Origin of the sequence: Streptomyces niphimycinicus, from assembly GCF_018883605.1 — a bacterium.
In the GTDB taxonomy this organism is placed as follows: domain Bacteria; phylum Actinomycetota; class Actinomycetes; order Streptomycetales; family Streptomycetaceae; genus Streptomyces; species Streptomyces niphimycinicus.
In genome coordinates this window covers 1-23,322 of the sequence record NZ_JAHLEM010000045.1, presented here as the reverse complement: position 1 = coordinate 23,322, position 23,322 = coordinate 1, and the positions used below count along the sequence as shown (strand labels likewise).

The window sequence follows — 23,322 nt, the reverse complement described above, 5'->3', positions numbered from 1 at the left end:
CCCTGTGTGGTCTTCGCGGTCCCCGGCAGAGTCGCTCATCCGCGACACGGCCTACAGCACCTTGGCCAGGAACGTGCGTATCCGCTCGTTGTCGTTCCCGTCGGAGAAGAACTCCTCCGGTGGCAGGTCCGCGGCGATCTTTCCGCCGTCGATGAAGACGACCCTGTCCGCCACCTTGCGGGCGAAGCCCATCTCGTGCGTCACCACGACCATGGTCATGCCGTCCTTGGCGAGGTCGGTCATGACGTCGAGGACGTCGTGGACGACCTCCGGGTCCAGCGCGGACGTCGGCTCGTCGAAGAGCATCACTTCGGGGTCCATGGCGAGGGCCCGCGCGATGGCCACGCGCTGCTTCTGCCCACCGGACAGCCGGTTCGGATAGGAGTCCGCTTTCGCGAGCATGCCGACCTGCTCCAGCAGCGCTCGTCCCCTGCGCTCCGCTTCCTCGCGAGTCCTCCCGAGCACGTTCATCTGGGGCAGCACCACGTTGCGCAGCGCCGTCATGTGCGGGAAGAGGTTGAACTGCTGGAAGACCATGCCCATTCGGGCACGCAGCCGGTCGAGGTTCGACTCGGTCGCGCTGAGCTCCTCGCCGGCGAACACGACACGCCCCGTGGTCGGCCTTTCCATCTGGTTGAGGCAGCGCAGGAAGGTCGACTTTCCGCCGCCGCTGGGCCCGATGACGGCCACGACCTGCCCGGGCTCGATGGCGAAGTCGATGCCGCGCAGCACCTGGTGGTCGCCGTACGCCTTGGTGATTTCGAAGGTTTCCAGGAGCGCCATCAGACGTACACCGCCATCTTCTTCTCGATCGTGTGGGTGGCGAACCCGATGATGTTGGTGAGGATGTAGTAGAGAAGGCCGATGAAGAGATAGACGGTCAGGGCGTCGAAGGTCCTGGATATGATCGTCTGCCCCACCATGAACAGCTCGCCGATCGTGATGAACGAGACCAGCGCGGAGTTCTTGGTCAGCGACACGAACTCGTTGCCCAGCGGGGGCAGCATCCGCAGGAACGCCTGCGGAATGACGACGTGGCGCATGGCCGCGGCGTGGGACATGCCGCAGGACCTGGCGGCCTCGATCTGGCCGCGGTCCACCGACTGCACGGCTCCGCGGAAGATCTCGGTGACGTAGGAACCACTGTAGAGGCCGAGCGCCAGGACGCCCGCGACCATGGGCGGCAACTGAAGTCCGAGCTGGGGAAGGCCGAAGTAGACGAAGAACAACTGGACCACGAAGGGAGTTCCGCGGATCACGGAGACATAGGCGCTGCCGAGCCAGCGCAGCGGCATGAGGCCGCTCAGCCTGGCGAGCCCGCCGGCCGTGCCGAGCAGGAGGCTCAGGCACAGGGACATCATGATCACGGCGATGCTCACCAGCAGGCCGCTTTGGATCTGCCCCCAGGAGTCCACGATCGTCCGCGGGTTGAGGAGCGGCTGCTCCTTCTTCGCGCCCGAACCACTCTTGGCCTCGAACCACTTCTTGGTCAGCGCGGTGTACGAGCCGTCGTCCTTCATCTTCTGAAGGGCGGCGTTGAACGCCGCGGTCACGGCGGCGTCGGACTTCGGGAGGGCGTAACCGTAGTTCTCGTCCGTCAGCCGTTTGCCGACCTGCTTGAGTCCGCCGTGCTGGGCGATGAAGTACTGCCCGGCAGGAGCACCGGTGACGACCGCGTCGGCCTGGCCGAGCCGCGCCGCCGAAAACATCTGCTCGTTGGTCTGCACCGTGATCAGGTGGGCCCGGGGCTGGTGCTCCTTGAGCCACTCGACGGACTTGGTGCCGACCTGCACCGCGATGCGCTTGCCGGCCAGGTCGGCCAGTGAGGTGACCGAGTCGTTCTTCTCGGCGACGAACATGGCGAGGCCGCCCGGGTAGTACACGTCCGTGAAGTCGATGACCCTGGACCGCTCGTCGCTGATGTAGATACCCGAGGCGCCCATGTCCACCTGGTGGGCCTGTAGGGCCGGGACGATGTTCGCGAACGGCATCTGTGTGAAGGAGACCTTCTTGATGCCCGCGCGTTCGGCCAGTGCTCGGACCAGTTCGATGTCGAAGCCCTGCTTGTGGCCCTTGGCATCGGTGAACTCGAAGGGCGGAAAGGTCGCATCCGTGCCCACGCGCAGGGTCGCCTGGCCCGAACGCAGCCGTTCGAGTTTGCCGCCCTGCGCGCCGTTGTCCTGGCCGTTCTCCTTCGCGGCGGCCGGCGAGACTCCCGTCAGCAGCATGACACAGGTGACGAGCCCGGCCAGGACGGCCGCGGCTCTCCTTCGCCCCAGGGGCGCTCTTACCATGGTGAACTCCGTTCGGACTCGGGGGTGGTGGGCGGGTTCAGCTCACCCGGACGCGGTCTGGGACAGTGCGCCCGCGGGCGTCGTGGCGGCCAGGCTGTCGTGTCCGGTCTCCAGGTCGTGTCCGGGCTCCGGCCCCGTCCCGCAGGCGCGGCCGGTCCACACCGGTCGGGCCGGCGGGGTGAGGTGGGTCGCGGTCACACCGGGGGATTCGTGTTCGACATGGTCATGAGGGGCGCTCCTCGAAGCGACTGATGTCCTGGGCCGCGGCGTGGGTGAGGGTGAGCAATGCCTGTTGGTTGCCGCGGACCCGGAACTCCGGCGCCATGGTGCTGACCGCTCCGGTGACCTGCCCCAGCCTGTCGAAGACCGGAACGCTGACGCCCCACACGCCCTCGTCCACGGCACTCGTGCTCATCGCGTATCCCCGGTCGCGGACGCGATGGAGGCTGATCTCCAGCGACTCGATCTCTTCGGGGTTGAGCTGGTGCGCTTCGCAGACCTCGGCGACGCGCTCCGCCGACAGGTGGGCGAGGATCGCCTGTGCGCTTGCGCCAAAGGTCAGCGGATGGCTCTGACCAGGGGAGAAACTGCACTTGATCACGCGTGAGCCCTCGGCGACCTCGACGCACAGCACGTGATGGCCGCTGGGAATGAGGAAAGCCGCCAGCTCATCGGTGTCGGCCGCCAACTGGGCCAGTCGGCGCCGCACCCTCCCACCCCTGAACATCTCGTGCCGGTAGTTCTCGGCCATCTGCACCGTGAGTGACCCCGCGCAGTACCGGCCGTGCGTCCGGGTCCGGCTGATCAGGCCGCACTGCACCAGCTCCTGTAGATGCCGGTACACAGCGCTGATGGGAATGCCGGTATGCCGCGCGACACCCTGAGCGGTCATGGACGTCTGCTCGGCGAACGCCGCCAGGATGGCTCCGGTCCTGTGACCCGGACCGTGAGCAGTCTTCTTGCTCATCACCCGCCGGAATATAGAGAAGAAAACTGGAAGCAGTCAGTCCGCTCTTCCACTGCGTGGGAATTTTTCTGTCGAGCGGTGGGAGACGACCGACTCGGCCTGGGCGCCCGGCGGCCGGAAATTTGGGAGGAACGGCGCCCCGTGCGAAGAACAACCCGGGCCCACCCACCCTCAGCACGGGAAATGTTCCGGCCCCGCCGTTTCGCGATGGACGCCCGAACCACCTGGCCGCCTTCGGCTGGACCAGTCGCCGCGCGTGATGCGGGCGCGCGAAACCCCGGCGATCCGCACGTATGCCGGCCCGGTGGCGGGCGGCGGGCGGGGCCGGGGTCAAGCGGCGGCGGTCGCGGCGCTACGGCTAGACCCGCCCCCGCTGGGCGCGCAGGTGCTCGGCGACGGGCAGCAGCGATCCGTACAGCGCCTTGAGGTCCTCCGGCGCGAGCAGATCGATGAAGTGGTTGCGCACGGACGCCACATGGTGGGGTGCGACCTTGCGCATGGTTTCCCAGCCATGCTCGGTCAGTACGGCGTACAGCCCCCGTCGGTCGGACTCGCAGTTCTCGCGGCGGACCAGGCCGGCGTTCTCCATCCGGGTGATCTGATGGGACAGCCGGCTCTTGGACTGAAGGGTCGCGGAGGCGAGGTCGCTCATCCGCATCCGGCGGTCCTCCGACTCCGAGAGGTTGACCAGGATCTCGTAGTCGTTCATGGTCAGGCCGAACGGCTGGAGGTCCTTTTCGAGCTGGTAGGTCAGCAGCCGGCTGACATCCAGGTGGGTGCGCCACGCGCGCTGTTCCTCATCGCTGAGCCAGCGCGTGCCGTTCTCGGTCTCCATGGGATGTATTCTACCTATAGAAGTTGAATTCCGAACCAATGGATGTATCGGGCTAGAGGTCACCTGTTCGACGTTACACTCCGCACGCTCGCGCTCACGAACCGGTACCCCCTGTCTCGCCAACCGATATCTCGGCGACGACTTCCTCCGTGGACTGGAGCAGTACGGTCCCCGCGCCCACGAACTCGAACTGGTGCTCCTCGCCCGAGGCGCCCCCGAGCCCCGTGCGCGACCTGATGGCCCCCAGGAAGCCGCGCAGATACTGGTGGTCGTAGTGGTGGCACGGCGTCGGGCAGTCCGCCCAGCCCACCAGCGCCTGTGGATCGACCCGGATCGGCGGCTCCATGAAGACCACGGGCCCATTGGAGGCGGCCACGAACTTCCCGGTGCCCAGGAGGGTGAGAAATCCCGGCACGATGGACTGCTTCAGCGACAGCGACGGCTGGAAGGCCAGCAGATTGCCGGACCGGATGGAGAGGTTGCCGTCCTCCAGGTCATAGGAGTTGACGTCGAAGGCGCGGTCCGCCAGCACCATCTTCCCCTGGCCCTCGGCCACCACCCAGTCCGCCGCGTGCAGCGGGGAGTGGAAGCTGTACGCGATGAGATGGTCGAGGTGGCCGAGCCCGACGCCATGGAAGTCGATCTGCCCGTAGTAGGCGACCATCTTCCCCTTCTGGAGGAACCACTGGCCGTTCAGGTCCACGCTGAAGGCGTACGGATTGATGTTGTCGTCGACGGGCAGCGTCCAGGCGTCGTGGATCACGGGGCCGTTCACAGCTTCTCCTCCGATGCCTGGACATAGACCATGCCGGTGCCGGACAGCTCCAGTTGGAACGCCTCCCCCGAGCCGCGGCCCACCATTTCGCGCCAGCCGATCGCCGTCGAGAGCTTATTGCGAACATCACCCCGGTGGGCGACATAGGCTTGCGGATCGACATGCACCGGGCGTCCCTGGTCGATCGGCAGCTCCAGCACCCCGCCGTGCGCCATGACCGCCGCGGAGCCGTGCCCCTCCAGGGTGGTGGTGAACAGCCCCTGCCCGGTGACCTGGCCGCGCACCATGCCCATCACCCCGCCCTGGGAGCCCATGAACATCGTGCCCTGGCGCAGCGAGCCGTCGAAGGCCAGCAGCCGGTCCGACTCCACATAGAGGGTGTCGCCGACCAGGTCGATCACATGGACGTGGTGGCCGCCGTGCCCGAACATCACCGTGCCCTGGCCCTCGACGGTCATCAGCGGGGTGTCCTCGTCGGCGATCCGCCGCCCGATCATCCCCCGCACCCCGCGCTGCCCGCCGGTGATGCTGGGGGTGAACCGTACGTCCCCGCGATACGCGAGCATCGCGCCGCGCTGGCTGAACAGGGTCTGCCCCGGCAGCACCTGGGCCTCGACCATGCGCGAGGTGAGCAAGGTGAACGGCATCAGACCTCACCCCCGATCGTGTTGCGCTCGCTCGGCTGGACATAGACCAGCCCATCGCCCTCGAAGCGGATCTGGAAGGACTCCCCGCCGCTCTCGCCTATCAGCGCCCGGAAGTTCACCCCCGCCTGGAAGTGCTGCTTGAGGCCGCCGGTGTGGGCGAGGTACGCGCCCGGGTCGACCTGAAGCGGGGTCTGCGGGGTGACGCGCAGCACGATCGCCGTACCGGCCGAGACGAGCGCGGCCTGGCCGGTGCCCTCGACGGTCGTGGTGAACAGGCCGTTGCCCTGTGAGGAGCCGCGCAGCCCGGTGAAGGAGGTGCCGGTGCGCAGCGCGGAGTCCGTGCACAGCAGATTGCTGGACTCCACATAGAGCTTCTCGCCGTGCAGCGACACCAGGTTGACCTCGCTCGCCCGGTCGGCGAAGTAGCAGGTGCCGTGCCCCTTCACCTCCATGACCGCCATCTGCTCCCCGGTGAGGCGCCGGGTCACCATCCCGCGCAGCCCCTCGCCGCCGCCGGTCTTCTTCTTGAAGGTCATCTCCCCCTCGTAGGCGACCATCGCGCCGTTCTTGGCCTTCACGGAGTCGCCGGTCAGGTCGACCGCGAGCACCCTGCTTCCCTGGAGCCGAAACTGAGCCACGGAGCCGACGGTAGCGGGCTCTGACGTCGGCGGACAGGGAGCCCCGGGGGTTGAAGGTGACCCCCGGGCCATGATCGCCCGCGAAGCTGCGACAATGGGCGAAGGCTTGTGCATGGATTCACAAGCCGGTCTGTGTTCTGCCGTACTGCCGTACCCCTCTTCATACGAAGGTGCTCTCGTGGACTTCAAGACCGCCACCGCGCTGCGCCGGCTCCGCCTGGTCTCCGCGCCCGAGGCCGTGTCGTTCCTGCTGCTGCTCATCTGCTCGGTGCTCAAGCGCACCTCGGACTTCAACGCGGTGCCGGTGATGGGCATGGTGCACGGCGTGCTCTTCATCCTCTACGTGGTCTTCTGGGCGGACGCCTGGAACCGCACCAAGTGGAAGTGGCAGACCGCGGCCCTGTACTTCGTCCTCTCCGTCCTGCCCACCGGCGGCTTCTTCGCCGAGCGCAAGCTCAAGCGGGAGGCCGAGGCCGGTGTGATCGCGGCCCGTGCCCGTAAGGAGGGCGTGGTCAACGCATGATCGTCGCCTTTTCGGTGACGCCGCTGGGCGTCGGCGAGGACGTGGGGGAGTACGTCGCCGACGCGGTGCGGGTGGTCCGTGAGTCGGGGCTGCCGAACCGTACGGACGCGATGTTCACCTCGATCGAGGGCGAGTGGGACGAGGTCATGGACGTCGTCAAGCGCGCCGTGGCCGTGGTGGAGGCGCGGGCGCCCCGGGTCTCGGTGGTCCTCAAGGCCGATATCCGCCCGGGCGTCACGGACGGTCTGACCTCCAAGGTCGAGACGGTCGAGCGCCATCTGGGCGACTGACCATCTGAGCGACTGACCGGGACCGGCTGACCGGGACCGGCCGACCGTCCCGGGGCCGTTCAGCCCCCGCCCACCAGGGCCATGCCCAGCGGTGTGCGCTCGTACAGCACCTGATGGCCCTGGCGCCGTGAGCTGAGCAGTCCGGCGGCGCGCAGCACCGCGAGATGCGCCGAGACCGACGAGGGCGCCAGGCCGAGGCGGGCGGCCAGGGCCGAGGTGGAGGCGGGTTCCTCCAGAGCGGCGAGGACCGCCGCGCGGCCCGCGCCCAGGAGGCGTACGAGCGCGTCCATCCCCTCCCCGTCCGGCTCCCGCCACAGCCCGCCGACCCCGCGCGCCGGATAGATCACCGTGGGCTGCCACGGCGGGGCGAAGCCGCTCACCACATCCGGCCAGACGAAGACGCTGGGCATCAGCAGCACCCCGCGGCCGCCCAGGTCCTGCGTTTGGGCGGGGAGCGCGGAGGTACGGATGGTGAGCGTGCCGTCGGTCCAGTGCAGCGCGGGCCGCAGATCGGCGAACAGCCGCTCCAGGCCGCCCTCGGCCAACTGCCGTGAGCGATAGCCGATATCGGCCTCCAGCAGGGCCCGCAGCCGGGGCCAGTCCGGTGCGACCAGGGCCCGCCAGGCCCGTTCGGTCACATCGGCCAGCCGCTGCACGGCCCGCGCCGGATCGGCCAGCATCGCCCGGCCCTGCGCGGAGTCGGCGGCCCCCGGGGTGCACGCCAGGGACAGGACCAGCTCCCGGTGGGCGGCGGCGGGGTCGGTGGCCCGCATCCGCGCCAGCTCGTCCTCGAACGGCGCGTACGGCACCTCCGGCGGCGGGCCCAGGAAGTCCGGGGTGTAGCCGCCCCGCCTGGGCAGCAGCAGCCACAGCTCCGACAGATCGAGCCCGGTCACCGCCTCCCGCACCCGCCGCAGCCACGGCAGGTGGTAGCCGTGCCGCTCGGTCCGGCGCAGCGTGCGCACCGCCTCATGCGTCTGACACAGGGGCGAGATGGCGAACCGGCAGCGCAGCAGATCGTCGGCGCCGAAATTCATATGCAGTGGCATGGTCTCGCCCCCCGATCGCGAAGATTCGGCTCTGGCCGAAACACTAGAGCCCGCCCCGCCCGTACGGGCACGCTTCCGGCATGTCAACGCCCTCCGGGCCCGGTACGACGGGCCCTGCCGAGTCGCGCCCCGACGCGCACGCCTCCCGACCCGAGCTCGCGCCCGGTGACGACCAGGGGCCGCCGCGGGGTCCGGGGGGCGTTGGCTATGGCGCGGTGTTCGCGGTCCGGGAGTTCCGGGCCGTCTTCGCCGCGCATCTGGTCTCCATGCTCGGCGAGGTGGTCGGCCAGCTCGCGCTGTCCGTACTCGTCTTCCGGCTCACCGGATCGCCGCTGCTCAGCGCCCTGACGTTCGCCACCTCGATGCTGCCGTATGTGATCGGCGGCGCCCTGCTGTCCTCCGTCGCCGACCGCTTCCCGGCCCGCCGGGTGCTGGTGGTCTGCGATCTGGTGCACGCCGGATGTGTGGCCGCCATGGTGGTGCCGGGGATGCCGGTGGCCGCGCTGCTCGCGCTGCGCTGTGTGCCCGCCGCGATCTCGCCGGTGTTCAGCGGGACCCGGTCGGCGACGCTCGGCGACATCCTCGGCGAGGGCGACGCCTTCGTCCTGGGCCGCTCGGTCATCCGGATCACCGCCCAGACCGCGCAGCTCGCCGGGTTCGGGGTCGGCGGGCTGCTGCTGGCCGCCGTCTCGCCGCGGGCCGCGCTGGCGCTCACGGCGGCGGCGCTCGTCGGCTCGGCGCTGGTGCTCCGCTTCGGCACCCGCCGCCGCCCGGCGCGGCAGATGGCCGGGGGCGGGGCTCCCCCAGCTACCGCTGGGAGGTGCCCCCTGCTCGGGGATTCGCTGAGCGGGATGCGGCGGCTGTTCGCGGACCGCAGGATCCGGGCGCTGATGCTGCTGTCGTGGGTGCCGCCGATGTTCGTGGTGATGCCGGAGGCCCTGCTGACGCCGTACTCCGATGGGCTGGGGCTCGGCTCGGTGGGGCTCGGGCTGCTGATGTGCGGGATGCCGGTCGGCGCGGTCGTCAGCGAGGCGCTGGTGGGCTCGCTGCTGGGACCGCGGGCCCGGGCGCGGCTGACGCTGCCGGTCGGCGTTCTGGCGATGCTGCCCGCCCTGGGGTACGCCGTCCGTCCGTCGTTCGGCTGGGCGCTGGCCCTCCAGATGCTGACCGGCTGCGGGATCGCCTACAGCCTCGGCCTCGACCAGTGGTTCCTCGCCGCCGTACCGGACGAGCTGCGCGGCCGGGCGATGACGGTGCTGACGGCCGGGCTGATGACCGCGCAGGGTTTTGGGATGGCGGTCTCCGGCGCGGTCGCCGAGTTCGTACCGGTCCATGTGGTGGCCGCGACGGCGGCTGGCTGTGGGGCGCTGTGCTCGCTGCTGGTGGCCCTGGAGGTGCGGCGCACCGTCTCCGGGCCCGCCCGGCCCGAAGTATGAGATAGGGCTGACCACGATATGACCGGCCGGTAGGGTCGGTGGTGTGCCGAAGCCGCTCAGCCTGTCGTTCGACCCCATCGCCCGTGCCGATGAGCTCTGGAAGCAGCGGTGGGGGTCCGTGCCCTCCATGGGCGCGATCACCTCGATCATGCGGGCCCACCAGATTCTGCTCAGCCAGGTCGACGCGGTCGTCAAACCGTACGGACTGACCTTCGCGCGCTATGAGGCGCTGGTGCTGCTCACCTTCTCCAGATCCGGTGAGCTGCCGATGTCCAAGATCGGCGAGCGGCTGATGGTCCACCCGACCTCGGTCACCAATACGGTGGACCGCCTGGTCAAATCGGGTCTGGTCGACAAGCGGCCGAACCCCAACGACGGCCGCGGCACCCTGGCCTCGATCACCGACCGGGGCCGTGAGGTGGTCGAATCGGCCACCCGCGATCTGATGGCGATGGAATTCGGGCTCGGGGTCTACGACGCCGAGGACTGCGGCCGGATCTTCGACATGCTGCGCCCGCTGCGGGTCGCCGCGGAGGACTTCGAGGACGGCTGACGAAGAGCGGGGGCGGCGAAGATCGCCCCGGAACGGGCGGTTACGCTCAGGGCATGAAACGCAGCGTGCTGACCCGCTACCGGGTCATGGCCTATGTCACCGCAGTGATGCTGCTCGTGCTCTGCACCTGCATGGTGTTCAAGTACGGCTTCGACACGGGCGAGGACCTCACGCTCGTGGTCTCCCAGATCCACGGTGTGCTCTACATCATCTACCTGGTCTTCGCCTTCGACCTCGGCTCCAAGGCCAAATGGCCGTTCGGCAAGCTGCTGTGGGTCCTGGTCGCGGGCACCATCCCCACGGCCGCGTTCTTCGTCGAGCGCAAGGTCACCCGCGAGGTGGAGCCGCTGGTCAGCGGCGCCGAGCCCGCGCCCGCGCAGGTCTGACCGGCGGTCTGTAGCCCTTCCGCGCGTCCCTTCCGCGTGTCCCGTCCGGGGCTGGACGAGGCGCGCGGTGGGGGAGTGGAATGTCCTCGTTCGGCCCAGTGTGGCCGGTGTCGCGTCGACAATTAGTAGGACGTCCTAGTACTTTTGAAGCATGGACGCCGAAGGCATTGAGGCGGGCCGCCGTCGGTGGCAGGCCCGGTACGACGCCGCGCACAAACGCGAGGCTGCCGGGGGTTTGGGGGCGAAGCCCCCAAGGGATTGGACGCGCTCCACGCTGTCGGGGGATCCCGTCGAGCCGGTCTACGGACCCGCCCCGGGCGACACCGTCGAGGGGTTCGAGCGGATCGGCTGGCCCGGCGAGTTCCCGTACACCCGTGGTCTGTACGCCACCGGATACCGGGGCCGGGCCTGGACCATCCGCCAGTTCGCGGGGTTCGGCAATGCCGAGCAGACCAATGAGCGCTACAAGATGATCCTGAAGGCGGGCGGCGGCGGGCTCTCGGTCGCCTTCGACATGCCGACCCTGATGGGCCGCGACTCCGACGATCCCCACTCGCTCGGCGAGGTCGGCCACTGCGGTGTCGCCATCGACTCCGCCGCCGATATGGAGATCCTCTTCAAGGACATCCCGCTCGGCGATGTCACCACCTCGATGACCATCAGCGGCCCGGCCGTCCCCGTCTTCTGTATGTACCTGGTCGCCGCCGAGCGCCAGGGCGTGGACATCTCGCGGCTCAACGGCACGCTCCAGACGGACATCTTCAAGGAGTACATCGCGCAGAAGGAGTGGCTCTTCCCGCCCGAGCCGCATCTGAAGCTGATCGGCGACCTGATGGAGTACTGCTCCGAGGGCATCCCGGCGTACAAGCCGCTGTCGGTCTCCGGCTACCACATCCGCGAGGCCGGGGCGACGGCCGCGCAGGAGCTGGCGTACACCCTCGCCGACGGCTTCGGCTATGTGGAGCTCGGCCTCTCCCGGGGGCTGGACGTCGACACCTTCGCGCCCGGGCTGTCCTTCTTCTTCGACGCGCATGTCGACTTCTTCGAGGAGATCGCCAAGTTCCGCGCCGCCCGCCGGATCTGGGCCCGCTGGATGCGCGATGTCTACGGGGCGAAAACCGAGAAGGCGCAGTGGCTGCGGTTCCACACCCAGACCGCCGGGGTCTCGCTCACCGCCCAGCAGCCGTACAACAACGTGGTGCGGACGGCCGTGGAGGCCCTCGCCGCGGTCCTCGGCGGCACCAACTCGCTGCACACCAACGCCCTGGACGAGACCCTGGCGCTGCCCAGCGAGCAGGCCGCCGAGATCGCCCTGCGCACCCAGCAGGTGCTGATGGAGGAGACCGGCGTCCTCAATGTGGCCGATCCGCTGGGCGGTTCCTGGTACATCGAGGCGCTCACCGACCGGATCGAGGCCGACGCCGAGAAGATCTTCGAGCAGATCAAGGAGCGCGGCTGCCGCACGGTACCGGACGGACAGCGGCCCCCGTGGCCGATCACCGCCGGCATCCTCCAGGGCATCGAGGACGGCTGGTTCACCGGCGAGATCGCCGAATCAGCCTTCCGCTACCAGCGGTCCCTGGAGAAGGGGGACAAGAAGGTCGTCGGCGTCAACTGCCACGAGGGCTCGGTCACCGGCGATCTGGAGATCCTGCGGGTCAGCCATGAGGTCGAGCGCGAGCAGGTACGGGTGCTGGGCGCCCGTAAGGCCGCCCGGGACGAGGCGGAGATCGCCGAGGGGCTGCGGGCGCTGGTCGCCGCCGCCCGCGAGGGGTCCAACATGATCGAGCCGATGCTGAGGGCGGTACGTGCCGAGGCGAGCCTCGGCGAGATCTGCGACGCCCTCCGCGACGAGTGGGGAATCTATACGGAGCCGGCCGGCTTCTGAGCCCCCTGCGGGGCGGGTCCGGCCGCGGCGCCGCCGGAGTCCGCCCCGGTCAGTCCGTACAGCAGCAGGTCCGTGAAATCGCGGGCCCACCGCGGGTCCACCGGTTCCGCACTGATCATCAGCCGGTGGAGCACCGCCCCGGCGACCGTGTCGAAGATCAGGTCCGCGTTGCGGGCCGACTCCTGCGGATCCTCCTCGCGCGGCAGCTCGCCGCGGAGCCGGGCGCGCTCCCGGCCGACCGTGACCAGCCGCTTCTGCCGGTCCACGATCGCCGAGCGGACCCGGCACCGCAGCGCCTCGTCGTGCATGGCCTCCGCGATGACCGCCATCAGCGCGGTACCCGTCTCGGGCCGCTGAAGCAGCGCCCCCAGCCGGATCACCACGGCCTCCACATCGGCGTGCAGACTGCCGCGGTCGGTCGCCTCCAGGTGTTCGTCGAAGGCCGCCGCGATGGCGTCCACCACCAGCTCGCACTTGCTCGCCCAGCGGCGGTAGAGCGTCGTCTTGGCGACTCCGGCGCGGGCCGCCACATCGCCCAGCGTCAGCTTCGCCCAGCCCAGTTCCACCAGGGCGGCACGGGTGGCGCCCAGGATGGCTCGGTCGGCCTCGGCGCTGCGCGGGCGCCCGGTGCGGCGTGCGGACGGGCTCATGCGCGGCACCCTACCCGCCAGTACCGCAGACCGTCCCTGGTGAGTTACGCTACGGCTCGTAGCGTAAGGGTGTGCCACGGCCGGGCCATCGGCCGATGCGCTTTTCCCTTCACCGCGGGAAGAGGGGAGGATAGGACCATGCAGCCACGGAACATGTCCATGAGTGGAGTGGTCGACCTCGCCGCGGTGAAGGCGGCCGGAGAAGCGAAGCAGAAGGCGGAGCAGGCGCGGGCCCAGGCGGCCCGCTCCGGGGGCGCCGCGGCGCCCGCCCGTCTGATCTTCAATGTCGACGAAGCGGGTTTTCAGCAGGACGTCCTGCAACGCTCCACCGAAGTGCCGGTCGTCATCGACTTCTGGGCCGAGTGGTGCGAGCCGTGCAAGCAGCTCGGTCCCATCCTGGAGCGGCTGGCCACCGAGTACGCGGGGCAGTTCGTCCTCGCGAAGATCGACGTCGACGCCAACCAGATGCTCTTCCAGCAGTTCGGCGTCCAGGGCATCCCCGCGGTCTTCGCGGTGATCGCGGGCCAGCCGGTGCCGCTCTTCCAGGGTGCCGCGCCCGAGGCGCAGATCCGCCAGGTGCTGGACCAGCTCATCCAGGCCGCCGAGCAGCAGTTCGGCATCGTCGGTACACCTGTTGAACCCGGCGCCCAGGACGAGGGTGCCGAGGAGGCCGCCCCGGAGGTCCCCGAGTCGCCGCAGGAGACCGCGCTCGGCGCGGCCCATCAGGCGCTGGACGCCGGGGACCTGGGCGGTGCGGTGGCGGCGTACCGGAGCGTGCTCGCCGACGACCCGGCCAACGGCGAGGCCAAGCTGGGCCTGGCCCAGGCCCAGTTGCTGGAGCGCGTTCAGGGCGTGGACGCCACGCAGGCGCGCAAGGCGGCGGCGGAGAGCCCGGCGGACGCCAAGGCCCAGATCACGGCGGCCGACCTGGACCTGGTGGGCGGTCATGTGGAAGACGCCTTCGGGCGGTTGGTGGAGACGGTGCGTCGTACGGCCGGGGACGATCGGGACGCGGCCCGCGTTCATCTCCTGAGCCTGTTCGAGGTGATCGGCGGTGAGGACCCCCGAGTGGTGGCGGCGCGCGGCGCGTTGGCGCGCGTGCTGTTCTGACCTCGGGCTCCTCAAACAACACAGCGGCCGCTCTTTACCAAAACTTGGTAAACGCGGTCGCTGTTACTGCCAGTAAATGCGGGGCCGGGCTTTGTCCGGTCTTGGAGTAAATCTCCCTCTCTTTCCGGTCACTGTCCGGCGACCGTGCGTGCCCGATCTCGACCGTCCTGCCGCAGTTCGGTTATCCGTCCGTTACTCGCTAGTAACGAACCCCTTGTGCCTGGGCCGGGAATGGACCACGATCGGCCAAGCTCGGTCCATCCCTCCGTAGCTCGGCATCCGGTCGGCGCGTCGGTGTGGTTGGGTCCCCACCGGGCAGGCCGACGGCAGTGGCGTCGGCCGTGGACAGGGGGGTCTCTGCCCCAAAGGCAGGGCCTGTCCAGGAGGTTGCGCGAGATTGCGTGGCCAGTGGTTGTCGCTCGGGGGTGATCGCCGGTGTTGCGGGTGCGGTGTGCGCCTGTCAGACGTGGGCGCTCTCCTTCCCGAGGACGTAGCACTTCTCCCATCCCAGGTCCGGGGTTCGCCCCGGCCGGAGATGTACGTCCGAGAAGGAGGAAAGTCATGGAGTCCGTGGCTCGTGGCGGCACCAGATGGAAGCGGTTCGCCGTTGTCATGGTGCCGAGCGTTGCTGCCACGGCCGCGATCGGCGTCGCCCTGTCCCAGGGTGCGCTCGCGGCCTCGTTCAACGTGTCCGGTCAGCAGTTCAAGGTGTCGGTCGACCGGCTCGACGGCACCGGGTTCGCGCAGTACGGCGCGCTGGACACCCAGCACGGGGGCAAGAAGATCCCCGTCGCGGTGTCGGCGTTCAAGAGCGCGAAGCTCAAGGGCCTGTGCCAGTCCGTCGTGATCCCGGTTCCCGTCTTCGGCGATGTGTCGCTGAAGCTGACGGCGGGCAACGGCAGCAAGCAGGTCGAGGCCAAGAACCTCTTCATCGATCTCGATCAGCTCAACGCGGACGCCACGTTCCGTGGGATCGACATCGGTGTGGCGGCGGGTGACGCCCACAAGGGTCCTGGCATCAACAAGGGCGATGCGGCCGATCCCGGTTCGTTCGGTCAGCAGTCGGATTCGGCGACGCTGGTCGGCGTGAAGCAGACCGCCTGGGCGACCAGTGCGGGCACGTTCAAGCTCTCCGGCCTTTCGATGAAGGTCAGCAAGGGCAAGAACGAGTGCTTCTGATCCGTTGAGCTGAGGGTGAGGGGCCGCGGCGCTGCCCCTCACCCGGGCATCGACCAGCAGCGCGTATGCGCCACGCTTGTACTGCTGTAGAACAACCGCGATCACACCGATCGCCGGCCCCAGGGAGCTGTTTTCGATGAGTGCCGAGTCGCCGGGGGCGAGTGACCGCATCAGCCGTTGGCGGGGGTCCTTCAGGGCGTGGCGCTGGCAGCGCCCGTTCTGGGCAGGGCTGTTGAGCCTGCTGGCGGGGTTGCCGATCATGTACTTCCCGTACAACGACGTCAACGCGGGCGGATTCACCATCAACATGTCCACCACCGCCGGATCGGCCTCGCTGATCATCGGGGTGCTGTTGGTGGTCCTGGGCCTGACCATGTGGTTCCAGCCCATGGTGCGGGTGTTCGCCGGAGTCGCCACGATCCTGCTCGGTCTGGTGTCGATCCCCGTATCGAACTTCGGCGGCTTCCTGATGGGATTCCTGCTCGCGCTGTTCGGCGGCGGCATGAGCATCTCCTGGGCACCGGGTGAGACTCCCTCCGCGCAGCCGGCCGAGGGGCCGGGAGCGGCGCCGCAGGACGACGGGAACGGTGACAACGTGCCGGAACCGGCCGGGGCCGGGTCCGCACCGGACCAGGAAGCCAGGAATGGGAGGCACCGTGCGGGGTGAAGACCGACCCGAGCAGCCGGAGGGAGTGAGCCCGCGCCGGGTCAGAACGGGCCCGCGGCACGCGGCACCGAAGAAGTCGGTACTCACCCGCCTTCAGGTGCCCGCCGGCAAGGCCATAGCGCTGGCCGCGATGCCGACGGCCGTGCTGATGGGCATGGGGCTCACTCCGCAGCTCGCCTCGGCCAACCCCCGGCCCGAGGACCGGTACAAGGCCGGGCCGTGTGTGTCCCAGCCGGACGAGGCGGACAAGGACGCCAAGGACGGCAAGGACGCGTCGGACTCGCAGGACAAGGACGCCAAGGACAAGTCCGACAAGTCCGCCAAGGATAAGGACGGCAAGGGCGCCGAGGACTCGAAGGGTTCGCCCGAGAAGGGCTCCCAGGACGGCTCCAAGGGGTCTGAGAAGTCCTCGGACGGCAAGGCGGGCTCGGACGACGACAAGGCCACCTCCACGCCGTCTCCGTCCCGTTCCTCCACCGCGCCGTCCTCCGGTGCCAAGGACGAGGAGCCGGCGGCCTCGCCGAGCCCGTCGAAGTCCAAGAACCCCCTGGACCCGCTGGGTCTCGGGGACGCGCTCCACGACATCCTGACGCCCGATGAGAAGGCCAAGGAGTCGGCCGAGCCGAGTTCCTCGCCGAGCCCCTCGTCCAGCGCCGAGCCCAGCTCGTCGCCGTCTCCGTCCGCGCCCGAGTCCAAGAGCTCCGACAAGCCCACCGATCCGGTCAAGGACACGGTGGACAAGGTGGGCAAGGGCCTCAAGGACACCGTGGACGGAGTGGGGAAGACCGTCGACGACGCCAAGGACAAGGCGGACAAGGCGCTTCCGAAGCCCTCCTCGTCCGCCTCGAAGGACGGACACGGCAAGGAGGCGTTCCCCTGCCCGAAGTTCGACGCCGACGCGTACGACAACGCCGAGGCCGAGCCGACCTCGAGCCTGCTGCCCGAGGACCCCTGGACCCTCAAGAGCACCCTGCTGAGCCTGCACGGCCTGGACTACAAGGGCATCGTGGAGGTCAAGACGCAGGGCGGCCACCTCAAGAAGGTCCTGAAGTTCACCGCCTCGGGCGTGGACATCAAGGATCTGCACCAGTTGGTGGTGGGCCCGGCCGGGACCACGACCCATGTGCAGGCGCGCGAAGGGTCCACCTCGACCATTCGGGACGGCACGGTGACCATGTACACCGAGGAGCTGAAGGGCAACCTGCTGGGGCTCATCCCGATCACCTTCAGCCCCAAGAGCCCGCCGCCGGTGAACATCCCCGAGGTGTTCTTCACCGATGTCACGGTCACGCAGGCCGGCCAGTTCGGTGGCACCCTGACCGTGCCGGGTATGCATCTGTTCAAGACCGGGGAGTGACCCCGGGGGACCACCGACCCGTTCGGGAGCCGCACACCCCTCCTCCGGGAGGGAAACGACCGTGGGCACCGTCTCCACTCGGAGACGGTGCCCACGGTCGCGTCGGGCGCGTTACCGGCTCGCGCCGCCCAGGTGGTGGACCCGGACCATGTTGGTGGTGCCGGGGACGCCGGGCGGCGAACCGGCGGTCATGATCATGGTGTCGCCCGCGGAGTAGCGGCCCAGCTTCAGCAGCTCGGCGTCGACCAGGTCGACCATCGCGTCGGTGTGCTCGACGTACGGCACCACATAGGACTCCACGCCCCAGCTCAGCGTGAGCTGGTTGCGGGTGGACGCGTCCGTGGTGAAGGCCACGATCGGCTGCTGGGCGCGGTAGCGGGACAGCCGGCGGGCGGTGTCACCGGACTGGGTGAAGGCGACCAGCGACTTGGCGCCCAGGAAGTCGGCGATCTCGCACGCCGCGCGGGCCACCGAACCGCCCTGGGTGCGCGGCTTCTTGCCGGGCACCAGCGGCTGGAGACCGCGCGAGAGCAGCTCCTGCTCGGCGGCCTGGACGATCCGGGACATCGTCTTGACCGTCTCGATCGGGTACGAGCCGACCGAGGACTCGGCGGAGAGCATCACCGCGTCCGCGCCGTCCAGGATCGCGTTGGCCACATCGGACGCCTCGGCGCGGGTCGGCCGGGAGTTGGTGATCATCGACTCCATCATCTGGGTCGCGACGATCACCGGCTTGGCGTTGCGGCGGCAGAGCTCGATCAGCCGCTTCTGCACCATCGGGACCTTCTCCAGCGGATACTCCACCGCGAGGTCGCCACGGGCCACCATGACCCCGTCGAAGGCCGCGACGACGTCCGTCATATTGGCGACCGCCTGCGGCTTCTCCACCTTGGCGATCACCGGCACCCGGCGGCCCACCTCGTCCATGACGCGGTGCACGTCCCGGACGTCGGACGCGTCCCGGACGAAGGACAGGGCGACCATGTCGCAGCCCATCCGCAGGGCGAACTTCAGGTCCTCGACGTCCTTCTCGGACAGCGCGGGCACATTGACCGCCGCACCCGGCAGGTTGATCCCCTTGTGGTCGGAGATCACCCCGCCCTCGATGACGATGGTCCGGACCCGGGAGCCCTCGACCGCGGTGACCCGCAGCTCGACATTGCCGTCGTTGATCAGGACCTGGTCGCCCTTGGACACATCGCCCGGCAGCCCCTTGTAGGTGGTGCCGCAGATGGTGCGGTCACCCGCCACGTCCTCGGTGGTGATGATGAACTCGTCCCCGCGGACCAGCTCCACCGGGCCGTCCTTGAAGGTCTCCAGACGGATCTTGGGGCCCTGGAGGTCGGCGAGGACGCCGACCGCGTGCCCGGTCTCCTCGGATGCCTTGCGGACGCGGTGGTACCGCTCCTCATGCTCCGGGTGGGTTCCGTGGCTCATGTTGAACCGGGCCACGTTCATCCCGGCCTCGATGAGGGACTTGAGCTGATCGTAGGAGTCGACAGCGGGGCCCAGAGTGCAGACGATTTTGGAACGGCGCATGAGGCTGATCCTATCGGTTTGTTTCGGAGCGGAATATTTCAGTCAATGGGCATAGCGGAGCGGATAGCGGAGACTACGCGCTGACCAGGTCGAACGTCTGGCCGGCGATCTCCAGCTCCTCATCGGTGGGCACCACGGCCACCGCGACCCGGCTGGCCTCCGTGGAGATCAGCCGCGCCGCGGCGGAGCGCAGTGCGTTGCGGACGCCGTCCACCTCGATGCCGAACGCGGTGAGGTCGCGCATCGCCGCCTGACGTACCGCCGCGGAGTTCTCCCCCACACCGGCGGTGAACGCGATGGCGTCCACCCGCCCGAGTACCGCGGTGTACGCGCCCACATACTTCCGCAGTCGGTGGATGTAGATGTCGAAGGCGAGCTGGGCGGCCTGATCGCCCTCGCCCATCCGGCGGCCGATCTCGCGCATGTCGTTGTCCCCGCACAGCCCGGCCAGCCCGCTGCGCTTGTTGAGCAGCGTGTCGATCTCATCGGTCGACATACCGCCCACCCGGGACAGATGGAAGATCGCTGCCGGGTCGATGTCTCCCGAGCGGGTACCCATCACCAGCCCCTCCAACGGGGTCAGCCCCATCGAGGTCTCCACGCAGACGCCGCCGCGCACCGCCGAGGCACTGGCCCCGTTGCCCAGGTGCAGCACGATCGTGTTGACCTCCGCGGGGTCCTTGCCCAGCAGGGCGGCGGTGGCCCGGGAGACATACGCGTGCGAGGTGCCGTGGAAGCCGTAGCGCCGCACCCCCCAGCGGTCGGCGGTCGCCACGTCGATCGCGTAGCGCGCCGCCGCCTCCGGGATGGTCGAGTGGAACGCCGTGTCGAAGACCGCGACCTGCGGCAGGTCCGGGCGCAGCGCGCGGGCCACCTTGATCCCGGTGACGTTGGCCGGGTTGTGCAGCGGGGCCAGCGGGATCAGCTTCTCGATCTCCTCGACCACCTCATCGGTGATCAGGGTCGGCTCGGTGAACCGGGTGCCGCCGTGCACCACCCGGTGGCCGATCGCCGCCAGCTCGGGCGAGTCGAGGCCCAGGCCCTGGGCGGCCAGTTCGTCGGCCACCCGCTTGAGGGCCGCCGCGTGGTCGGCGACGGGGCCCGCACCGATCCGCTCCACGATGCCGGAGGCGGGCCGGGAGCCGTCGGCCATGTCCAGGAGCTGGTACTTCACGGACGAGGAGCCGGAGTTGAGGACGAGGACTCGGGAGCCGTTCACGCGGACTGCGCCTTCTGTGCGGGGGACGCCGGGGAGGTCGGCGACGCCGGGGACACCGGGGACTGGGCCTGGATGGCGGTGATCGAGACGGTGTTGACGATGTCCTGGACGAGTGCCCCGCGGGACAGGTCGTTCACCGGCTTGCGCAGACCCTGGAGCACCGGGCCGACCGCGACGGCGCCCGCCGAGCGCTGCACGGCCTTGTAGGTGTTGTTGCCGGTGTTCAGGTCCGGGAAGATCAGCACGGTGGCGTTGCCCGCCACCTCGGAGTCGGGCAGCTTGGTCGCCGCGACCGCCGCGTCCACCGCCGCGTCGTACTGGATCGGGCCCTCGACCAGCAGATCGGGGCGGCGCTCGCGGACCAGCCCGGTCGCCTTGCGGACCTTGTCCACATCCGCGCCGGAGCCCGAGGTGCCGGTGGAGTACGACAGCATCGCGATCCTCGGCTCCACCCCGAACCGGGCGGCCGTCGTCGCCGACTGGATGGCGATGTCCGCGAGCTGCTCGGCGTCCGGATCGGGGTTGACCGCGCAGTCGCCGTAGACCAGCACCCGGTCGGCCAGGCACATGAAGAAGACCGAGGAGACGATCTCGGCGCCCGGCGCGGTCTTGATGATCTCGAAGGCGGGCCGGATGGTGGCGGCGGTGGAGTGCACCGCGCCCGAGACCATGCCGTCGGCCAGCCCCTCCTGGACCATCAGTGTGCCGAAGTAGGAGACATCGGCGACCACGTCGTAGGCCAGCTCGTAGGAGACGCCCTTGTGGGCGCGGAGCTTCGCGTACCCCTCGGCGAAGCGTTCGCGCAGCGGGGAGGTCTGCGGATCGACGATCCGCGCCTCGGCGAGCTGGATGCCCAGTTCGGCCGCGCGCTTGCGGATCGCGTCCTCCTCGCCCAGCAGTGTGAGATCGCACACATCGCGGCGGAGCAGTACGTCGGCGGCGCGCAGCACCCGCTCCTCCGCGCCCTCGGGCAGCACCACCCGGCGGCGACCGGACCGGGACCGCTCGATCAGCTCCCGCTCGAACATCATCGGGGTGACCCGGGCCGAGCGGCCCACCGAGATGCGCTCGGTCAGCGCGGCGGTGTCCACATGCCGCTCGAAGAGGCCGAGCGCCGTCTCCGCCTTGCGCGGCGCGCTCGCCGTGAGCTTGCCCTCGATGGCGAACAGCTCGGCCGCCGTCGGGAAGGACCCGCCCGCCACCGACACCACCGGGGTCCCCGGGGCCAGCCGTGAGGCCAGCGCCAGAATGTCCGGGCCCGGCCGCTCGTCCAGGGTGAGCAGCACCCCGGCGATCGGCGGGGCGCCGGCGCTGTGCGCGGCCAGCGCGCCCACGATCAGATCCGCGCGGTCCCCGGGCGTCACCACCAGACAGCCCTCGGTCAGCGCGGGCAGGAAGGTCGGCAGCATCGCGCCGCCGAAGACGAAGTCCCCCACATCCCGGGAGAGCCCGGTGTCATCGCCGAGCAGCACCTCCGCGCCCAGGGTGCGGACGATCTGGGAGACGGTGGGCGCCGACAGCGACGCGTCCTCCGGCAGCACAAAACTGGGGACCGGCAGCTTGGCGGCCAGCCGCTCGGCGAGGGCCTCGCGGTCCCCGGGCGCCACCCGGTTGACGACCACCGCGACCACCTCGCAGCCCTGCGCCTCGTACGCCCGGTAGGCGTTGTGGGCCTCGGCACCGGCCGATTCGGCGGTCTGCCGCTGCCCGCCGACGACCGTGATCACCGAGGCGCCGAACTCATTGGCGAGCCGTGCGTTCAGCCCCAGCTCGTCCGGGAGGCTGGTGGCCGCGTAGTCGCTGCCCAGCACCAGGACGTAGTCATACGCGTCGGCGACCTCGTGGAAGCGGCCGACCAACTGCGAGACCAGCTCGTCGGCGCCCCGCTCGGCCTGGAGCGTGGCCGCCTCGTGATACGTCATGCCGAAGACCGACTCCGGCGACTGGCCGAGCCGGTAGCGCGCCCGCAGCAGGTCGAAGAGGCGATCGGGGTCGTCGTGCACCAGGGGGCGGAAGACCCCGACCCGGTCGACATGACGGGTCAGGAGCTCCATCACCCCCAGCTCCACGACCTGGCGTCCGTCGCCACGCTCGACTCCGGTCACGTACACGCTGCGTGTCACGCGCACTCTCCGTTCCTCTGGCGTTCTTGGGTGTTTTCCGTTTGTGCGCCCTTGGGACACAAATTGGCCACATTGAACGGCCCGGTCCTCTTGACAATACCTGCGACCGTGATTAAGGCGCTGGTCGCTTTGGGGATACAGCACTACCCCGCCCATGAAACAATCGGACTGGCTCACATCTACCCGTAGGGAGCAGGAGACACAGCACGATGCGCATCGGAGTTCTCACCGCAGGCGGCGACTGCCCCGGCCTCAACGCTGTGATCCGGTCGGTGGTGCACCGCGCGGTCGCCGGCCATGGAGACGAGGTGATCGGATTCGAGGACGGCTTCAAGGGCCTCCTCGACGGCCGTCACCACAAGCTGGACCTCGACGCCGTCAGCGGCATCCTCGCCCGCGGCGGCACCATCCTCGGCTCCTCCCGGCTGGAGCGCGCCCGGCTGCGCGAGGCATGCGAGACCTCGAAGGACCACGCGCGTGACTACGGGATAGATGTGCTGATCCCGATCGGCGGCGAGGGCACCCTCACCGCCGCCCGGATGCTCTCCGACGCCGGGCTGCCGATCGTCGGCGTGCCGAAGACGATCGACAACGACATCTCCTCCACCGACCGCACCTTCGGCTTCGACACCGCCGTCGGTGTCGCCACCGAGGCGATGGACCGGCTGAAGACCACCGCCGAATCGCATCAGCGGGTCATGGTCGTCGAGGTCATGGGCCGCCACGCGGGCTGGATCGCGCTGGAGTCCGGGATGGCCGGCGGCGCCCACGGCATCTGCCTGCCCGAGCGGCCCTTCGAGATCGACGGGCTGGTGAAGATGGTCGAGGAGCGGTTCGCCCGCGGCAAGAAGTTCGCGGTCATCTGCGTCGCCGAGGGCGCGCACCCGGCCGAGGGCTCCATGGAGTACCAGAAGGGCGCGATCGACCAGTACGGCCATGAGCGGTTCACCGGCATCGGCAACCGCCTCGCGGCCGAGCTGGAGCGGCGCCTGGGCAAGGAGGCCCGCCCGGTCATCCTGGGCCATGTGCAGCGCGGCGGCACGCCCACCGCGTACGACCGCGTGCTGGCCACCCGCTTCGGCTGGCACGCCGTCGAGGCGGCGCACCGCGGCGACTTCGGCATGATGACCGCGCTGCGCGGCACGGACATCACGATGGTGCCGATCGCCGAGGCGGTCACCGAGCTGAAGACCGTTC

The 23,322-nt window shown here is 69.5% G+C and carries 24 protein-coding genes; 11 read left to right on the top strand and 13 right to left on the bottom strand.

Going from position 1 to position 23,322, the window contains the following annotated elements; translation table 11 throughout:
• Positions 1-51: 51 nt before the first annotated feature.
• The 8 genes from KN815_RS05715 to KN815_RS05680 all read right to left on the bottom strand — a co-directional run bounded on the left by KN815_RS05715 (position 52) and on the right by KN815_RS05680 (position 6,156).
• A complete protein-coding gene (locus KN815_RS05715; protein ID WP_216340647.1) occupies positions 52-783 on the bottom strand; it encodes an amino acid ABC transporter ATP-binding protein in 732 nt (243 codons plus the stop codon).
• Positions 783-2,294, bottom strand: coding sequence for an ABC transporter substrate-binding protein/permease (locus KN815_RS05710; RefSeq protein ID WP_216340646.1), 1,512 nt, complete (start codon positions 2,292-2,294; stop codon positions 783-785). Before KN815_RS05710 ends, KN815_RS05715 begins: the two co-directional genes overlap by 1 nt.
• A gap of 42 nt (positions 2,295-2,336) precedes the next feature.
• Entirely contained in the window at positions 2,337-2,492 is a 156-nt protein-coding gene (locus tag KN815_RS05705) for a hypothetical protein (protein WP_216340645.1), read from the bottom strand.
• Between the two features lie 25 nt (positions 2,493-2,517).
• A complete protein-coding gene (locus KN815_RS05700; RefSeq protein WP_216340644.1) occupies positions 2,518-3,261 on the bottom strand; it encodes an IclR family transcriptional regulator in 744 nt (247 codons plus the stop codon).
• 358 nt (positions 3,262-3,619) lie between these two features.
• Entirely contained in the window at positions 3,620-4,096 is a 477-nt protein-coding gene (locus tag KN815_RS05695) for a MarR family winged helix-turn-helix transcriptional regulator (protein WP_216340643.1), read from the bottom strand.
• 94 nt (positions 4,097-4,190) lie between these two features.
• Positions 4,191-4,871 (bottom strand): AIM24 family protein, encoded by a 681-nt coding sequence (locus KN815_RS05690; protein ID WP_216340642.1) that lies wholly within the window; start codon positions 4,869-4,871, stop codon positions 4,191-4,193.
• Positions 4,868-5,518, bottom strand: a complete 651-nt coding sequence (locus KN815_RS05685) for an AIM24 family protein (protein WP_216340641.1) — start codon at positions 5,516-5,518, stop codon at positions 4,868-4,870. Before KN815_RS05685 ends, KN815_RS05690 begins: the two co-directional genes overlap by 4 nt.
• Positions 5,518-6,156: an AIM24 family protein gene (locus KN815_RS05680; protein ID WP_216340640.1), complete on the bottom strand. Its 639-nt coding sequence runs from the start codon at positions 6,154-6,156 to the stop codon at positions 5,518-5,520. Before KN815_RS05680 ends, KN815_RS05685 begins: the two co-directional genes overlap by 1 nt.
• Before the next feature lie 178 nt (positions 6,157-6,334).
• Between KN815_RS05680 and KN815_RS05675 the strand changes: the two genes are divergently transcribed.
• Positions 6,335-6,679, top strand: coding sequence for a DUF3817 domain-containing protein (locus tag KN815_RS05675; protein ID WP_216340639.1), 345 nt, complete (start codon positions 6,335-6,337; stop codon positions 6,677-6,679).
• Positions 6,676-6,969 (top strand): MTH1187 family thiamine-binding protein, encoded by a 294-nt coding sequence (locus KN815_RS05670; protein ID WP_216340638.1) that lies wholly within the window; start codon positions 6,676-6,678, stop codon positions 6,967-6,969. The genes KN815_RS05675 and KN815_RS05670 overlap by 4 nt, the downstream gene beginning before the upstream one ends.
• Positions 6,970-7,028: 59 nt before the next feature.
• On the opposite strand, the gene KN815_RS05665 is transcribed toward KN815_RS05670, so the two are convergent.
• Positions 7,029-8,018: an ArsR/SmtB family transcription factor gene (locus KN815_RS05665; protein ID WP_216340637.1), complete on the bottom strand. Its 990-nt coding sequence runs from the start codon at positions 8,016-8,018 to the stop codon at positions 7,029-7,031.
• An 80-nt stretch (positions 8,019-8,098) separates the two neighbouring features.
• On the opposite strand from KN815_RS05665, the gene KN815_RS05660 reads away from it, so the two are divergent.
• The 4 genes from KN815_RS05660 to icmA all read left to right on the top strand — a co-directional run bounded on the left by KN815_RS05660 (position 8,099) and on the right by icmA (position 12,281).
• Positions 8,099-9,454, top strand: a complete 1,356-nt coding sequence (locus tag KN815_RS05660) for an MFS transporter (RefSeq protein WP_216340636.1) — start codon at positions 8,099-8,101, stop codon at positions 9,452-9,454.
• 43 nt (positions 9,455-9,497) lie between these two features.
• A complete protein-coding gene (locus KN815_RS05655; protein ID WP_216340635.1) occupies positions 9,498-10,007 on the top strand; it encodes a MarR family winged helix-turn-helix transcriptional regulator in 510 nt (169 codons plus the stop codon).
• Between the two features lie 53 nt (positions 10,008-10,060).
• Positions 10,061-10,393 carry a DUF3817 domain-containing protein gene (locus KN815_RS05650; RefSeq protein ID WP_079059741.1) on the top strand — a complete coding sequence of 111 codons (333 nt, stop codon included), beginning with the start codon at positions 10,061-10,063 and terminating at the stop codon, positions 10,391-10,393.
• 151 nt (positions 10,394-10,544) lie between these two features.
• On the top strand, positions 10,545-12,281 hold the full coding sequence (gene icmA, locus KN815_RS05645) for a coenzyme B12-dependent isobutyryl-CoA mutase large subunit (protein ID WP_216340634.1): 1,737 nt from the start codon (positions 10,545-10,547) through the stop codon (positions 12,279-12,281).
• On the opposite strand, the gene KN815_RS05640 is transcribed toward icmA, so the two are convergent.
• Complete coding sequence (locus KN815_RS05640) at positions 12,257-12,931, bottom strand: TetR/AcrR family transcriptional regulator (protein ID WP_216340633.1); 675 nt, start codon at positions 12,929-12,931, stop codon at positions 12,257-12,259. The two genes, icmA and KN815_RS05640, sit on opposite strands and share 25 nt — an antisense overlap.
• 138 nt (positions 12,932-13,069) lie before the next feature.
• On the opposite strand from KN815_RS05640, the gene KN815_RS05635 reads away from it, so the two are divergent.
• The 4 genes from KN815_RS05635 to KN815_RS05620 all read left to right on the top strand — a co-directional run bounded on the left by KN815_RS05635 (position 13,070) and on the right by KN815_RS05620 (position 17,244).
• On the top strand, positions 13,070-14,041 hold the full coding sequence (locus tag KN815_RS05635) for a tetratricopeptide repeat protein (protein ID WP_216340632.1): 972 nt from the start codon (positions 13,070-13,072) through the stop codon (positions 14,039-14,041).
• A 561-nt stretch (positions 14,042-14,602) separates the two neighbouring features.
• Complete coding sequence (locus tag KN815_RS05630) at positions 14,603-15,220, top strand: DUF6230 family protein (protein WP_059147638.1); 618 nt, start codon at positions 14,603-14,605, stop codon at positions 15,218-15,220.
• A gap of 136 nt (positions 15,221-15,356) precedes the next feature.
• On the top strand, positions 15,357-15,887 hold the full coding sequence (locus KN815_RS05625) for a DUF6114 domain-containing protein (RefSeq protein WP_216340631.1): 531 nt from the start codon (positions 15,357-15,359) through the stop codon (positions 15,885-15,887).
• Positions 15,865-17,244 (top strand): hydrogenase expression protein HypF, encoded by a 1,380-nt coding sequence (locus KN815_RS05620; RefSeq protein ID WP_216340630.1) that lies wholly within the window; start codon positions 15,865-15,867, stop codon positions 17,242-17,244. The genes KN815_RS05625 and KN815_RS05620 overlap by 23 nt, the downstream gene beginning before the upstream one ends.
• Positions 17,245-17,355: 111 nt before the next feature.
• Here the strand turns inward: KN815_RS05620 and pyk are convergent, their stop codons facing one another.
• The 3 genes from pyk to pta form a co-directional block, all read right to left on the bottom strand.
• A complete protein-coding gene (pyk, locus tag KN815_RS05615) occupies positions 17,356-18,783 on the bottom strand; it encodes a pyruvate kinase (RefSeq protein WP_216340629.1) in 1,428 nt (475 codons plus the stop codon).
• Positions 18,784-18,856: 73 nt separating this feature from the next.
• Positions 18,857-20,002, bottom strand: coding sequence for an acetate kinase (locus KN815_RS05610; protein ID WP_216340628.1), 1,146 nt, complete (start codon positions 20,000-20,002; stop codon positions 18,857-18,859).
• The gene (gene pta, locus KN815_RS05605) at positions 19,999-22,125 is read right to left on the bottom strand and encodes a phosphate acetyltransferase (protein ID WP_216340627.1); all 2,127 of its coding nucleotides are present in this window, start codon (positions 22,123-22,125) and stop codon (positions 19,999-20,001) included. The genes KN815_RS05610 and pta overlap by 4 nt, the downstream gene beginning before the upstream one ends.
• 209 nt (positions 22,126-22,334) lie before the next feature.
• Between pta and KN815_RS05600 the strand changes: the two genes are divergently transcribed.
• Positions 22,335-23,322, top strand: a 988-nt coding sequence (locus tag KN815_RS05600; protein ID WP_216340626.1) for a 6-phosphofructokinase, incomplete at its 3' end; no start/stop codon positions are given.

Bases quoted from the DNA above. Each gene is read 5' to 3' on its own strand.
- KN815_RS05715 (WP_216340647.1), bottom strand. From the start codon at position 783: ATGGCGCTCCTGGAAACCTTCGAAATCACCAAGGCGTACGGCGACCAC.
- KN815_RS05710 (WP_216340646.1), bottom strand. From the start codon at position 2,294: ATGGTAAGAGCGCCCCTGGGGCGAAGGAGAGCCGCGGCCGTCCTGGCC.
- KN815_RS05700 (WP_216340644.1), bottom strand. From the start codon at position 3,261: ATGAGCAAGAAGACTGCTCACGGTCCGGGTCACAGGACCGGAGCCATC.
- KN815_RS05695 (WP_216340643.1), bottom strand. From the start codon at position 4,096: ATGGAGACCGAGAACGGCACGCGCTGGCTCAGCGATGAGGAACAGCGC.
- KN815_RS05685 (WP_216340641.1), bottom strand. From the start codon at position 5,518: ATGCCGTTCACCTTGCTCACCTCGCGCATGGTCGAGGCCCAGGTGCTG.
- KN815_RS05670 (WP_216340638.1), top strand. From the start codon at position 6,676: ATGATCGTCGCCTTTTCGGTGACGCCGCTGGGCGTCGGCGAGGACGTG.
- KN815_RS05665 (WP_216340637.1), bottom strand. From the start codon at position 8,018: ATGCCACTGCATATGAATTTCGGCGCCGACGATCTGCTGCGCTGCCGG.
- KN815_RS05660 (WP_216340636.1), top strand. From the start codon at position 8,099: ATGTCAACGCCCTCCGGGCCCGGTACGACGGGCCCTGCCGAGTCGCGC.
- KN815_RS05650 (WP_079059741.1), top strand. From the start codon at position 10,061: ATGAAACGCAGCGTGCTGACCCGCTACCGGGTCATGGCCTATGTCACC.
- icmA (WP_216340634.1), top strand. From the start codon at position 10,545: ATGGACGCCGAAGGCATTGAGGCGGGCCGCCGTCGGTGGCAGGCCCGG.
- KN815_RS05640 (WP_216340633.1), bottom strand. From the start codon at position 12,931: ATGAGCCCGTCCGCACGCCGCACCGGGCGCCCGCGCAGCGCCGAGGCC.
- KN815_RS05635 (WP_216340632.1), top strand. From the start codon at position 13,070: ATGCAGCCACGGAACATGTCCATGAGTGGAGTGGTCGACCTCGCCGCG.
- KN815_RS05630 (WP_059147638.1), top strand. From the start codon at position 14,603: ATGGAGTCCGTGGCTCGTGGCGGCACCAGATGGAAGCGGTTCGCCGTT.
- KN815_RS05625 (WP_216340631.1), top strand. From the start codon at position 15,357: ATGAGTGCCGAGTCGCCGGGGGCGAGTGACCGCATCAGCCGTTGGCGG.
- KN815_RS05620 (WP_216340630.1), top strand. From the start codon at position 15,865: ATGGGAGGCACCGTGCGGGGTGAAGACCGACCCGAGCAGCCGGAGGGA.
- pyk (WP_216340629.1), bottom strand. From the start codon at position 18,783: ATGCGCCGTTCCAAAATCGTCTGCACTCTGGGCCCCGCTGTCGACTCC.